Raw genomic sequence first — 12,283 nt, 5'->3', positions numbered from 1 at the left:
GGTGTGGGGGAGCGGAAGCTCTGGCGAGCGGGGGCATGCCGTGCGGGGAGGCTTCGGGGGCGGGGGTTCGCGTTGGTCGGGATCAGGGACGGTTTGGGGGTTTCCCGTCAGTCCCATCGTCTCTCCGCGTCGGGCCGGCCCGTCAAGGGCGCTCCTTCGTCGCGTCGCTTCGCGATGTCGCTGCGCTCCACCCTTGACCGCCCGTCCCGCCACGGAAATCCGAAAGACTGCCGGGAAGCCCCCAAAGGAACGGGCAGGGTGTTCCGTTTCCGAGACGGGGCGGTCAGCGATGCGCGGGCGGAGCCCGGGGCGCCCCAAATCGCTACGCGCGCCTGCCCGGTGGCGTCTGCGAGCCCCTTGGGCTGGACATAAGCCGCCCCAAATCGCTACGCGCTCCTGACGGACGGCGTCTGCGAGTCCCTTGGGCTGGGCATAGGCCGCCATCGATCGCTACGCGCTTCTCGCTGACGGCGTCCGGCCCTTGTCGGGGGCTGATGCGGGCGATATCGGGGGCGGGAGGGCGATTCATCGGCTCAGCCGATGCCAACGTGGCGGAAGGTTTCTGCGGCTTGCGACCAGCCCCGGACGGCTTGCGGACGCGTGATGGAGGAGCGGGCAGCGATCGATGGCGGCTTATGTCCAGCCCAAGGGTCTCGCAGGCGCCGTCCTTCAGGAGCGCGTAGCGATTGGTGGCGGCTTATGCCCAGCCCCAGACGGACCGCGGACGCGTGATCGAGAAGCGCGTAGCGAACGATGGCGGCCTATGTCCAACCCAAGGGGCCCGCAGGCGCCGTCTCGCGGGAGCGCGTAGCGATTACCGGCCCGTTCCTTTGGGGGCTTCCCGGCAGTCTTTCGGATTTCCGTGGCGGGACGGGCGGTCAAGGGTGGCCGAAGGCCATCGCGTAGCGACGCGACGAAGGAGCGCCCTTGAGGGGCCGGTCCGACGCGGAGAGACGATGGGACTGACGGGAAACCCCCAAACCATCCCTGATCCCGCCCGGTGGCTTCCGCTCTCCCGGCCCCCCTCCTCTTTCCGGCGCCGGCCGGGCGGCTCCCGCCCAGCACGGCTCCCGCCCCGAGCGGCTCCCGCCCAGCACGGCTCCCGCCCAGCACGGCTCCCGCCCCGCACAGCTCCCGCCCGCCGAAGCTCCCGCGCCCGTCCTGCTCCCGTCGGGCGTCTCATGCCCCCGTGGCGTGGTGCTCGCCACGTCACCCCCGTCCCAGGCAACCCGCGCCGTCGTTCATACCTCTGTAAAGGGTGTAAGGGGGACCGATCGGTCCGGCCCGCGCTCCGAGGTGAGCGCCGGAGAAGGAACGGGACAACAACCGTGCAGCATGACCAGCAAGGCGAGGGCGGCCCCATGACCACGGGCCGCCGTCGCCCCCACCGCCTGCGCCTGCTTCTGATCAGCGGCGGTCTCGCGCTCACCCTCGCCGGGGGCGCGGCAGCGTACAAGTTCGGCCTCTTCTCGGACATAGGGGATCCGGTTTCCTTCGGCAAGGTCCAGGAGAAGACGGCCACCGCCTCCGAGGCCCTGCCGGAGGTGCTCATGCCCACCGGCCCCGCGGCCTCGTTCGTCCGGACCAGCCGCCTGCCCGACGGCACCCAGATCGGCAAGGCCACCCTCACCGGCAAGAAGTCCGGCTTCACGGGCGACGTGTGGGTGTGGGTGCCGAAGGAGTACGACGACCCGAAGTACGCCCAGAGCGGCTTCCCGGTCCTGATCTCCCTGCCCGGTGGCCGCGGCTACCCCACGAACTACTGGGGCACGGGGCCCGGCCTCGGCCTCCAGCAGGCGGTCAGCGACGGCGCCAAGTCGGGCAAGAGCCTGCCCTTCATCCTGATCATGCCGGTGACCAACGCGGACACCAAGCACCACTTCGACGGATCGGACATCCCCGGCCAGCCCAAGATGGGCACCTGGATGGCCGATGACGTCCCCGATTTCGCGAAGGCCAATTTCCGGACCTTCACCTCCCGCGACGGGTGGGCCTTCATGGGCTCCTCGGCCGGCGGGTTCAACGGCTTCAAGCAGCTCCTGAAGTACCCCGACCGGTTCAAGGCGGCCATCGCCAGCGGGACCGACATCGTCCCCGACTCCCCGCTCTGGAACGGGAACACGCAGGCCATGGACGAGAACAACCCCGAGAAGCTCGCCGCGAAGCTGATCGACGCCGGCGGCCCCGAGGTCTACGTCAACTTCCAGATCGGGACCAAGGAGACCGGCCGCGAGCAGGCCGAGAAGTTCATGAAGGAGTACGGCAAGGGCCCCGTGCACACCTCGCTCCAGGTGATCCAGGATGGTGAGCACAACGGAAAGTCGTACGTGCGCGGCATGAGGGAGGGCTCCCTGGAGTGGATCAGCAAGGTGATGAAGGGACCGACACCCGCTCCCGGCGTGCGATGAGCACGGTGGCGAAGGGGGCATCGGCGGCTGCCGCCGCGGGGATCGCCGCGGTGTGTGCCATGGCCTTCATGAAGGCCCCCGGCGAGCGGCCGGTGCTTCCCTTCCCCACCGTCGGCGTACTCATGGCGGGTGGCGAGCACTGGTGCACGGCCAGCGTCGTCGACAGCCCGAAGGGCAACGTCGTCGCCACCGCCGCGCACTGCGTCGCCCCCGCCGGCGAGGACGGGCAGCCCGGCGAGGTCGCCCACGACGGCCTGGCCATCGGCGAGCTCTCCTTCGCCCCGGCCTTCTCCGGTGAGGGCGACGGGACCCAGCCCCTGGGGGTGTGGAAGGTCAAGGCGATCCACGTCGACGACCGCTGGACCAAGTGGGGCGAGGACACCGCCGACTTCGCCTTCCTCACCATCGAGCCGGACGACGACGGGCGCAGCGTCCAGGAGGCCGTCGGCGGCCGCGCCGAGGCCCCCAGGCCCGAATGGACCTCCGGCTACGAGCGGGACGTCACCGTCGTCGGCTACCCGGAGTCCGAGCACAACCCGCAGAACAGGCCCGTCTCCTGCACCACGCAGACCCGCCACGACGAGGAGGACCCCGACATGCTCTACATGAGCTGCGCGGGCTTCTGGACGGGCACCAGTGGCAGCCCGTGGATCGCCGACCGGGGCGGGCCGGACCCCGCCGGGCACCTGATCGGGGTGCTGAGCGGCGGGGACACCGACGTGGACTCCACGGCCGCGCTGTTCGACGAGCGGGCGAAGGCGCTGTACGAGCGGGCCGCGAGGGGCTGAGCGCGCCCCGTCGCCCCGGCCCGCCGCCGCTACTGCTTCTTCTTCCTGCGCTCCGTGCTGACGATCACGACCACCGCCGCGACGACCACCGCGCCGCCGACGACGATCGGCCAGGTCAGGGCCTCGTCGAGGATCAGCGAGCCGAGCGCGACGGCGACGACCGGATTGACGTAGGCGTACGTGGCCACCAGGGACAGCGGCGCGGCCTGGAGGAGCCACACGTACGCGGTGAAGGCGACGAGCGAGCCGAAGAGGACGAGGTAGCCCAGGGCCAGCCAGGAGGCGGTGGAGAAGGACGCCGGGTCCAGACCGCGGTGTTCGCCGCGCAGCATGCCGACGACCACGCCCCCGATCCCGCCGGCGAGCATCTGGTAGGCGCTGCCCGTGAAGGGGTTGCCCGGCAGGGGCAGCTTCGAGGCGGAGAAGGAGCCCAGCGACCACAGCACCGACCCCGCCACCACCAGCAGCACACCCGACAGCCGTACGGCGCCGCTGAGTCCGGGACTGGTCAGTACCGCGAGACCCGCGAGGCCGACGAGGACCCCGGCCAGGGTGCGGGCCGGGGGCCGGTCCCCGGTGGCCGTGCGCAGCACCACCACCCACATGGGCACCGCCGCCACCAGCAGTGCGGCCAGCCCGGACGGCACGGAGGTCTCGGCGAGCACGACCAGGCCGTTGCCGCCGAGGATCAGCAGCAGGCCGACCAGGACGGCCGAGCCGAGCTGCGCGCGGGTGGCCCGGAGCGCGGCCGTCCCGTAGCGCCAGGCGACCACGGCGGCGAGCAGTACGCCGGCGGTGATGAACCGGGCTCCGGCGGACAGGAAGGGCGGCATCGTCTCGACGACGATCCGGATGCCGAGGTAGGTCGAGCCCCACACGACGTAGACGAGGGCCAGCGCGGTCCAGACCGCGCCGGTGAGCCTGCCGTGCGGGGTGAGCGTGGGCCTGCCGTCCACGGGGGTTGAGGTGCTCATGCCCGGATCCTATGGTCGTTGGCCCATGCAGACATCTGGTCGTCTCACCCCTTGAGCAGGTCGTTCAGCTCGCCGTACGGGAGCGAGTGCGCGAGCGCCCCGTACGTCCCGCCGGTGGCCAGCTCCTCGGCGGCGCGGCGGACCACGGCGTACGCGGCCTCGGCCACCCAGGAGCCGAGGCTGACGCGGGAGACGCCGAGCGCGCCGCAGGCGGCGACGGTCGGGGCGTCGGGGCCGAGCAGGATGTTGAGGGGTGCGTCGATGCCCTTGGCCAGCTCGGCCACGGTGGCCGGGTCGAGGACGCCGGGCACGAAGACGCCGCTGGCTCCGGCCCGGAGGTAGGAGGCGGCGCGGGCGAGCGTCTCGTCGAGGCGGGCGGCGGGCTCGCCCAGGCCCTTGAGGTAGGTGTCGACGCGGGCGTTGATGTAGAGCGGGACCCCGGCGGAGTCGGCGGCGGCGCGGGCGGCGGCCAGGCGCTCGGCCTGTTCGGCGGGGTCGCGGGTGCCGTCCTCGATGTTGATCCCGACCGCGCCGGCGGCGATGACGCCGGCGACGGTCTCGCCGACGGCGGCCGGGTCGGTGCCGAAGCCGCCCTCGATGTCGGCGGTGACCGGTACGGACACGGCGGCGGTCACGCGGGCGATCAGGTCGAGGGCGCGGTCGCGTGCGAGGGCGTCGCCGTCCGGGGAGCCGAGGGACCAGGCGACGCCCGCGCTGGTGGTGGCGACGGCGGGGGCGCCGGTCGCCTCCACGATGCGGGCGCTGGCGACGTCCCAGGCGTTCGCGAGGGCGAGGGGAGCGGTGGGGGTGTGCAGCGCGGTGAAGGCGGTGGCCTTGGCGGCGAGGCCGATGGGGGTGCGGGTGTGGGTGCTCATGGGGTCAGTTGAGCAGACGGGGTGGGGCGGGGGCTCGCGGATTTCCGACCTCGGCGTTGACGTTCTTGCCCTGCCGTTCGTCGCCGGGTGCGGCGCCGTTGCGGGGGCGCCGCCCCCGAGCCCCCGCGCCCCGAACGCCGGCGGGGCCGGGGTGAGCGGCGGGGCTGGGAGAGATTACGGCGCCAGGCCCGTCTTCGCCCCCGCGCCGCAGAGGGGGATGACTGCCGTGCGGCCCTGCAAGGGGTCGGTGGGGGAGGTGGGGGAGACCGCCGCCCAGCAGGCCGCGGCCGTCGGTTCGACGAAGAGGCCGCGGCGGGCCAGGTCGCGCTGGGCCTCTCGCAGCCGGGCGTCCGGGACCGTCACGAAGGTGCCGCCCGACGCCCGGACGGCGGCCAGGATCTGGCGGGCGCGCGGCGGCGCCGGGATCGCGATCCCTTCGGCCAGGGTCGGCCGCTGTTCCACCGGGGTGGCGTCCTCCGCGCCCGCCGCGAACGCCTGCGCGAGCGGGGCCACCGCCTCCGACTGGACCGCGATCAGGGCCGGCGGGCGCACCCCGCGCCGGGCCAGTTCCTGCGTCGCCAGCGCGGCACCGAGCAGCAGGGTGCCGTTGCCCACCGGTACCACCAGCGCCTCCGGCAGCCGCCTGCCCATCTCCTCCCACACCTCGTACACGTAGGTCTTCGTCCCGTGCAGGAAGTACGGGTTGAACACGTGGCTGGCGTAGAAGACGCCGGGGGCGTCCGCCTCCTTGCGGGCGGCCAGGGCGGCGGCCTCGCGGCCGCCCGGGACCACGCGCACGACCGCCCCGTGCGCCCGCATCTGTTCGGTCTTCTTCTCCGACGTCCCCTCGGGAACGAAGATTTCGCAGTCGAGTCCGGCACGTGCGCAGTACGCCGCCACCGACGTCCCCGCGTTGCCGCTGCTGTCCGCCACGACCCGCTGCGGCGCCAGCCGCCGGGCGAGTTCGACGAGCATCACGGCGCCCCGGTCCTTGAAGGACAGCGTCGGCATCAGGTAGTCGAGCTTGGCGTGAATCCGCTCCCCCAGCGGGATCAGCGGAGTGTGCCCCTCCGCCAGGGAGATGGAGAACGCCCCCGGCAGCGGCAGTACCGGCCCGTACCGCCACAGGGAGTTCGGACCGGCGGACGGTTCGAGCACCGCGTCCGGGTCCGGCGTGAAATCGAGGTCCCAGGGGCCGCCGCACAGAGGGCACCCCCAAGGCGCGGTCCGGACGTCCGCGCGTGTACCGTCCTCGGAGCAGACGTAACCGGGGGGTGCGTGCGTCATGTGCGGAGCGCCTTTGCTCGGGCATGGCCGTCGTATGGCACGGATGTTACGCGTTCGTCGTCCTCCAGAGGGCCGCGCCGAGGGTGGGTCAACCTTTCGGAGGCGGCAGCCCGTTGGGCCATCTGCTTTGTCATGGTCACGCTTGTGCGTGGCCCCGCTGCCCCTGCAGTGCACCACCTAGGAGGAGGACCCGTCACATGCCAGTGATGCGTCATACGCGCCGGAAGATCGTCGGTATCAGCGCGACCGCGGTCGTCGCCCTCGCGCTGGGCGCGGCCGCCGCACTGCCCGCCTCGGCCGTCGGCAGCGATGCGCGCGGCGTGGTCCAGAACGCCGGCGCCCCGGGGACCGTGCCCAACAGCTACATCGTGACCCTCAAGGACACCGCGCCCCGCTCGACCAGCGCGAGCGGCAAGCTCGTCGCCAAGAAGTACGGCGCGAAGATCGACCGGACCTACAGCGCGGCCCTCAACGGCTACTCCGTCGAGGTCTCCCAGGCCCAGGCCGAGAAGCTCGCCGCAGACCCGGCGGTCCAGTCGGTCGTGCAGAACCGCACCTTCACCGTCAGCGCCACCCAGCCGAACCCGCCGTCCTGGGGCCTGGACCGCGCCGACCAGCGTGCGCTGCCGCTGAACCAGAGCTACACCTACCCGGACAAGGCGGGCGAGGGCGTCACCGCGTACGTCATCGACACCGGTGTCCGCATCACGCACCAGGACTTCGGCGGCCGTGCCTCCTACGGCTACGACGCCATCGACAACGACTACACGGCGCAGGACGGCCACGGGCACGGTACGCACGTCGCCGGCACCGTCGCGGGCGGCGCGTACGGCGTGGCCAAGAAGGCCAAGATCGTCGGCGTCCGCGTGCTCGACAACACCGGCTCCGGCACGACCGCGCAGGTCGTCGCGGGCATCGACTGGGTGACCCGCAACGCCGTCAAGCCGGCCGTGGCCAACATGTCCCTCGGCGGCGGCGCGGACACCGCGCTCGACACGGCCGTGCGCAACTCCATAGCCTCCGGCATCACCTACGCCGTGGCCGCGGGCAACGAGTCGGCCAACGCCTCCACCAAGTCCCCGGCGCGCGTCGCCGAGGCCATCACCGTCGGCGCCACCACCAACACCGACGCCAAGGCGAGCTACTCCAACTACGGCCCCGCCCTGGACATCTTCGCGCCGGGCTCCGCCATCACCTCCGCGTGGGGCACGGGCGACAGCGCGACCAACACCATCAACGGCACCTCGATGGCCACTCCGCACGTCGCGGGCGCGGCCGCCGTCTACCTCTCGCAGAACCCGTCCAGCACCCCGGCCCAGGTGACCACCGCGCTGATCGGATCCGCCACCCCGGACAAGGTGACCGGCCCCGGCACCGGTTCGCCGAACCGCCTGCTGTACGTCACCGCACTGGGCCCCGTCCCGCCGGGCAAGCGCTTCGACAACACCACCGACCACGCGATCAACGACAACGCGACCGCCGAGTCCTCGATCGCCGTCAGCGGAGTCGTCGGCAACGCCCCGACGACGCTGAAGGTCCCGGTCGACATCAAGCACACCTACATCGGTGACCTCAAGATCGACCTGGTCGCGCCCGACGGCAGCGTGTACACCCTGCACAACCGCTCGGGCGGCGACGCCGACAACATCGTCCGGACCTTCACCGTGAACGCCTCCTCCGAGGCGGCGCCGAACGGCACGTGGAAGCTCCGGGTGAACGACAACGCCAACGGCGACACCGGCAAGATCGACTCCTGGGCGCTCCAGTTCTGAGGAGCGGGCCGGGGGCAGTGACCGAGCCGTGAGGAAACAGCGGGGGCGACCGAGTGACGGTCGCCCCCGCTGCGTACTATTCGCGCATCCGTTCGCGCCCTCCGCGGTGCCTCCCGGCGCCCCGCGATGCCCAGCCACCCGCGATGCCCTCTGCCACCTGCGATGGAGTACGACCCCTTGAGCATCCCGCCGAGCCCTCCTCCCGGACCGGGCCACTCCTGGCCGCCGCCGACACCGCGGCCGGGATGGGGACCGCCGCCGGGTTACGGGTCGCAGCCGCCGGCGCTCAACGGCTTCGCGCTCGCCTCGCTCCTGGCCGGGCTCCTGTGCTTCCCGCCGCTCGGCGTCGCCTTCGGCATCGCGGCCCTCGTGCAGATCGCGAGGAAGGGCGACCGGGGCAAGGCCCTGGCGATCACTGGGCTCGTGGTGTCCGTCGTGATGACCGGCGTGATGGTCTTCGCCGTCGGCCGTTTCACGGAGGCGGTCGGCGGCCGGCTCGACGGGCTGAGCGAGTACACCGAAGTCGAGGGCGAGCTCAGGGACATCGGCGACCTGAAGGCGGGCGACTGCTTCAACGTCCCGGGCGGGGACCTCTTCGACGAGCGGCCCCTCGCCTACGCCGTCGACTGCTCCCGCGTGCACCACGGCGAGGTCACCGCGTCGAGGACGGTGGGCGCCGCGGACCCCGATTCGGAGGAGGCCGACCGGGCGGCGGAGGACGCCTGTTGGAAGGCCCAGGACGACTACGCGATGGACACCTGGGCACTGCCCGAGTTCGCGGAGATGTTCTACTTCGCGCCCTCGCAGGAGTCCTGGCACCAGGGCGACCGGACGCTGCTCTGCGTGATCGGGACGACGGAGGAGGAGTGGCGCGGCAGCCTGCGCCGGGACGCCGGGATGCTGAAACCCGAGCAGGCGGCCTTCCTCCGGGCGGTCAACGGCGTCGAGTTCGTCCTGAGCCGGCCGCCCGACGAGGACGCCGGCGACGCGCTCCAGAAGCACCAGGCGTGGGCGCGCGAGATGCACGCGGCGCTCGGCGAGGAGGCGAAGGTCCTCCAGCAGGACGCGGCCCGGCCGGGGCTGGAGACGGCCGTCCCGGCGCAGCTCAAGGAGATCGAGGTGGCCCGCGCGGCCTGGCAGCGCGCCTCCCAGGCGCGGTCGGGGGCGGAGTTCGACCGGCTGTGGGACCGGGCCCTCGCCGCGATGTCGCTGGAGACGGAGAAGGCGCTGCGCGGCGCGTACGGGCTTTCGACGCAGATCCCGCAGTGGCTGCAGGACAGTCAGGGCAGCACGCGGGACCCGGAGGACGGGCCGGGGCGGGGGTCCTCGTCCGAGGCGGTGTGACGTCGCCGGGGTAACGCGCGGTAGCGGGTTTGAGTGACCTGGCTTCATCACTTCGGGTGAAACTCTGGCCCTTGCTTGCGGTCTTCAACCGTCGGTTGCCAGGGTGTAGCTGTCTGTCAACCTGATGGGAGTGGCCAGTGACTTTCGGTGAGCAGCCGGCCTATCTTCGCGTGGCCGGGGATCTTCGACGCCAGATCGTCGACGGTTCTCTGCCCCCGCACGCCCGGCTCCCGTCCCAGGCCCGCATCCGCGAGGAGTACGGGGTCTCCGACACCGTGGCCCTGGAGGCGCGCAAGGTCCTCATGGCGGAGGGGCTGGTCGAGGGCCGGTCCGGGTCCGGTACGTACGTGCGCGAGCAGCCGGTGCCGCGGCGGGTGGCCCGCTCCGGCTACCGCACGGGCGGCGCCTCGACGCCGTTCCGGCAGGAGCAGGCCGACTCCGGCGCGCGGGGGACGTGGGAGTCGAGCAGCGAACAGACGGGCGCGCCCGCGGAGATCGCGAAGCGGCTCGGCATCGAGCCGGGCGAGCGGGTGATGCGGACGCGGTACGTCTTCCGCGACGCGGGCGAGGCGATGATGCTCTCGACCTCCTGGGAGCCCCTTGCGGTGACCGGGCGGACCCCGGTGATGCTGCCGGAGGAGGGCCCGCTGGGCGGCTCCGGCGTCGTCGACCGGATGGCCGCGATCGACGTCGTCGTCGACAACATGGTGGAAGAGGTCGGCGCCCGCCCCGGCCTGGCGGAGGAGATCCTCCTGCTCGGCGGCGTCCCGGGGCACGTGGTGCTGGTGATCGGCCGCACCTACTACGCCTCCGGCCGCGCGGTGGAAACGGCCGACGTCGTCGTCCCGGCGGACCGCTACCGCCTCTCCTACCACCTCCCGGTGCGCTAGGGGGCGTCCCGCCGATCGTGCCGCGCTCGCCGGGGCACCCCTGGAGGGCGTCCGGCCGATCGGCGAGACACCCCCTGGGGACCCGGCGGGTTTCGGCGCGATGGTGATCGCCCCCGGCCGCCCTGAAGGACGCCTTCCGCAGGCCCGCCGACGGCCGCGCCGCCCACGGTGACACCTCCGCGGCGGCCGGAACCACCCTGCTCCCGGGCCCCTGAAGGGCCCGGACGACGCGTTCCCCCGAAGCTACCTGCGGGTATACCGGTCCGTAGGACCGCCGGGGGCGCGCGGTCTCGTTTTCCGGTGCCCGAGCGCGCCCGGTCCGGACCGGAGTGCGCGGCGCACTCGTACGCATGGCCGGATGCGTACGCCTGCCAGGTATCTCTTCGTGAAAAACCGTATCCGCTCCGTAAAGGTCGGGCGTAAGGTCGGGCATATGCGCAGTGCGGTTTCCCGGGCAGATACGTCGGCGGAGGGTGAAACGCGATGAACGACAGCGGTGCCCTGCTCCCGTGGCTGGTCATACGTCAAGACGACAACGGCAACCGCTACCGGGTGGGCCGGTACGCCACCCGGGCCGAGGCCCAGAAGGTCGCCGACAGTCTCGACGACCGAGGACACAAGCAGCTCTACTGGGTCGAGCGGATCGGCCAGACCGCCACGATGAACTGAGCTGAGCGGCGCCTCACGGCGCTGGCATAGGCTCCGCCCATGACTGTACGAGTGGTCGTGGGCGGAGCCCTTTGTCATGAGGGGCGCCTGCTGGCCGCCCGCCGCAGCGCACCGCCGGAGCTCGCCGGACGCTGGGAGCTGCCGGGCGGGAAGGCCGAACCGGGTGAGTCCGTCCCCGAGGCGCTGGTGCGCGAACTGCGCGAGGAGCTCGGTGTGGAGACCGAGCCGCTGGAGCGGATCCCGGGGGAGTGGCCGCTGAAGCCCGGGCTGGTCCTGCACGTGTGGACGGCGCGGCTGCTCTCCGGGGTGCCGGCGCCGCTGGAGGACCACGACGAGCTGCGCTGGCTCGGGCCGGAGGAGCTGGAGTCGGTGGACTGGCTCGACCAGGACCGCCCCGCCGTGGCCGAGGCCGGCCGCCGACTGCGCGCGGACGGGCGCGGTGCCCGGCCGGACGGCTGCGGGGGCGGCGACGACGAGGGCGGCGACGGCGGCAGGGGCGCGTGACGCTCGCGGTCTAGGCCGTATGCGCCACAGTGCGCCGGTGGGTTCGGGATCGGGTGGTACGGCGCCCTGAATATCGGGTATGTCGCTATTAATCCCTATCTCGTCCCCCTTTCGTCCCAGACGAACCGGACTGGGGTCGCTGCTGGCCCGGGAAGTGATCGGCGTGATCGACACAGACGGTGAGAGCGCCGAGTGGGCCTTCCCCGCCGAGCCCGGCGCCGTCCGCACCGCCCGCCACGCCGTGCGCGGAACCCTGCACGAGTGGGGCCTCGAAGCCGTCGGTGACGTGACCGTCCTGCTGGTCAGCGAGCTCGTCACCAATTCCCTGCGCTACGCCTCCGGCCCCATCGGCGTCCGCCTGATACGGCGCAATCCAGCCGCCGGCGGCCCCTCCGACACCCCTGCCGCAGGCCCCGCGCTCCTGGTGGAGATCTCCGATCCGCTTCCGGATCCGCCCCGGGAGCGGGTGGCCGACTCGGAGGACGAGGGGGGCCGCGGACTGCACCTCGTGGCCGTCTCCTCACAGCGATGGGGAACGCGTCACGGGAAAACAGGGAAGACTGTGTGGTTCGAGTTGGCTCTTCCTGGTGAGTAACAAGGTGAGCGGTGGCGGGAGAACCCCCGTGGCCCTTCCGGCGGTGGCCGGACAGGGGGCCGGGGGAGATCGCGCGACATGGCTCGAAATCATCGAGACCGTGCTGTGATCGTGAACGCCGTGCCGTCCGGGGTCGTGGTGCTGAATACTGCCGTCATGGCCGGTCCGGTTGCGGTG

Annotated in this window: 11 protein-coding genes; 8 read left to right on the top strand and 3 right to left on the bottom strand. The window is 72.3% G+C overall.

All coding sequences use genetic code 11. From position 1 onward, the window contains the following. Positions 1 to 1,328: 1,328 nt before the first annotated feature. Positions 1,329 to 2,408, top strand: coding sequence for an alpha/beta hydrolase (locus IG86_RS0112015; protein WP_030896677.1), 1,080 nt, complete (start codon positions 1,329 to 1,331; stop codon positions 2,406 to 2,408). A gap of 59 nt (positions 2,409 to 2,467) precedes the next feature. After that, positions 2,468 to 3,196 carry a trypsin-like serine peptidase gene (locus tag IG86_RS0112010; RefSeq protein WP_234316118.1) on the top strand — a complete coding sequence of 243 codons (729 nt, stop codon included), beginning with the start codon at positions 2,468 to 2,470 and terminating at the stop codon, positions 3,194 to 3,196. Between the two features lie 29 nt (positions 3,197 to 3,225). On the opposite strand, the gene IG86_RS0112005 is transcribed toward IG86_RS0112010, so the two are convergent. The 3 genes from IG86_RS0112005 to IG86_RS0111995 all read right to left on the bottom strand — a co-directional run bounded on the left by IG86_RS0112005 (position 3,226) and on the right by IG86_RS0111995 (position 6,332). Further along, the gene (locus tag IG86_RS0112005; protein WP_030830790.1) at positions 3,226 to 4,170 is read right to left on the bottom strand and encodes an EamA family transporter; all 945 of its coding nucleotides are present in this window, start codon (positions 4,168 to 4,170) and stop codon (positions 3,226 to 3,228) included. Between the two features lie 44 nt (positions 4,171 to 4,214). Beyond that, positions 4,215 to 5,045 (bottom strand): isocitrate lyase/PEP mutase family protein, encoded by an 831-nt coding sequence (locus IG86_RS0112000; protein WP_051785097.1) that lies wholly within the window; start codon positions 5,043 to 5,045, stop codon positions 4,215 to 4,217. A 174-nt stretch (positions 5,046 to 5,219) separates the two neighbouring features. Next, entirely contained in the window at positions 5,220 to 6,332 is a 1,113-nt protein-coding gene (locus IG86_RS0111995) for a threonine synthase (RefSeq protein ID WP_030896674.1), read from the bottom strand. A gap of 197 nt (positions 6,333 to 6,529) precedes the next feature. Here IG86_RS0111995 and IG86_RS0111990 point away from each other — a divergent pair, with 197 nt between their 5' ends. The 6 genes from IG86_RS0111990 (at position 6,530) to IG86_RS0111965 (ending at position 12,106) form a co-directional block, all read left to right on the top strand. Then, positions 6,530 to 8,104 (top strand): S8 family peptidase, encoded by a 1,575-nt coding sequence (locus tag IG86_RS0111990; RefSeq protein WP_030896673.1) that lies wholly within the window; start codon positions 6,530 to 6,532, stop codon positions 8,102 to 8,104. A 177-nt stretch (positions 8,105 to 8,281) separates the two neighbouring features. Further along, positions 8,282 to 9,448, top strand: a complete 1,167-nt coding sequence (locus tag IG86_RS0111985; protein ID WP_030830802.1) for a DUF4190 domain-containing protein — start codon at positions 8,282 to 8,284, stop codon at positions 9,446 to 9,448. Between the two features lie 137 nt (positions 9,449 to 9,585). Continuing rightward, entirely contained in the window at positions 9,586 to 10,338 is a 753-nt protein-coding gene (locus tag IG86_RS0111980; RefSeq protein ID WP_030830805.1) for a GntR family transcriptional regulator, read from the top strand. Positions 10,339 to 10,821: 483 nt separating this feature from the next. Further along, a complete protein-coding gene (locus tag IG86_RS0111975; protein WP_030664389.1) occupies positions 10,822 to 11,007 on the top strand; it encodes an SPOR domain-containing protein in 186 nt (61 codons plus the stop codon). Between the two features lie 39 nt (positions 11,008 to 11,046). Then, entirely contained in the window at positions 11,047 to 11,511 is a 465-nt protein-coding gene (locus tag IG86_RS0111970; RefSeq protein WP_051785096.1) for a (deoxy)nucleoside triphosphate pyrophosphohydrolase, read from the top strand. Positions 11,512 to 11,665: 154 nt separating this feature from the next. Continuing rightward, positions 11,666 to 12,106 carry an ATP-binding protein gene (locus IG86_RS0111965; RefSeq protein ID WP_030830817.1) on the top strand — a complete coding sequence of 147 codons (441 nt, stop codon included), beginning with the start codon at positions 11,666 to 11,668 and terminating at the stop codon, positions 12,104 to 12,106. Positions 12,107 to 12,283 lie beyond the last annotated feature (177 nt).

The sequence above is a fragment of the Streptomyces virginiae genome, assembly GCF_000720455.1.
Classification (GTDB): domain Bacteria; phylum Actinomycetota; class Actinomycetes; order Streptomycetales; family Streptomycetaceae; genus Streptomyces; species Streptomyces virginiae.
The sequence above is the reverse complement of the archived record's forward strand: the minus strand, read 5'-3'. Positions and strand labels throughout refer to the sequence as shown.

Bases quoted from the DNA above. Each gene is read 5' to 3' on its own strand.
- IG86_RS0112010 (WP_234316118.1), top strand. From the start codon at position 2,468: ATGGCCTTCATGAAGGCCCCCGGCGAGCGGCCGGTGCTTCCCTTCCCC.
- IG86_RS0112005 (WP_030830790.1), bottom strand. From the start codon at position 4,170: ATGAGCACCTCAACCCCCGTGGACGGCAGGCCCACGCTCACCCCGCAC.
- IG86_RS0112000 (WP_051785097.1), bottom strand. From the start codon at position 5,045: ATGAGCACCCACACCCGCACCCCCATCGGCCTCGCCGCCAAGGCCACC.
- IG86_RS0111995 (WP_030896674.1), bottom strand. From the start codon at position 6,332: ATGACGCACGCACCCCCCGGTTACGTCTGCTCCGAGGACGGTACACGC.
- IG86_RS0111990 (WP_030896673.1), top strand. From the start codon at position 6,530: ATGCCAGTGATGCGTCATACGCGCCGGAAGATCGTCGGTATCAGCGCG.
- IG86_RS0111975 (WP_030664389.1), top strand. From the start codon at position 10,822: ATGAACGACAGCGGTGCCCTGCTCCCGTGGCTGGTCATACGTCAAGAC.
- IG86_RS0111970 (WP_051785096.1), top strand. From the start codon at position 11,047: ATGACTGTACGAGTGGTCGTGGGCGGAGCCCTTTGTCATGAGGGGCGC.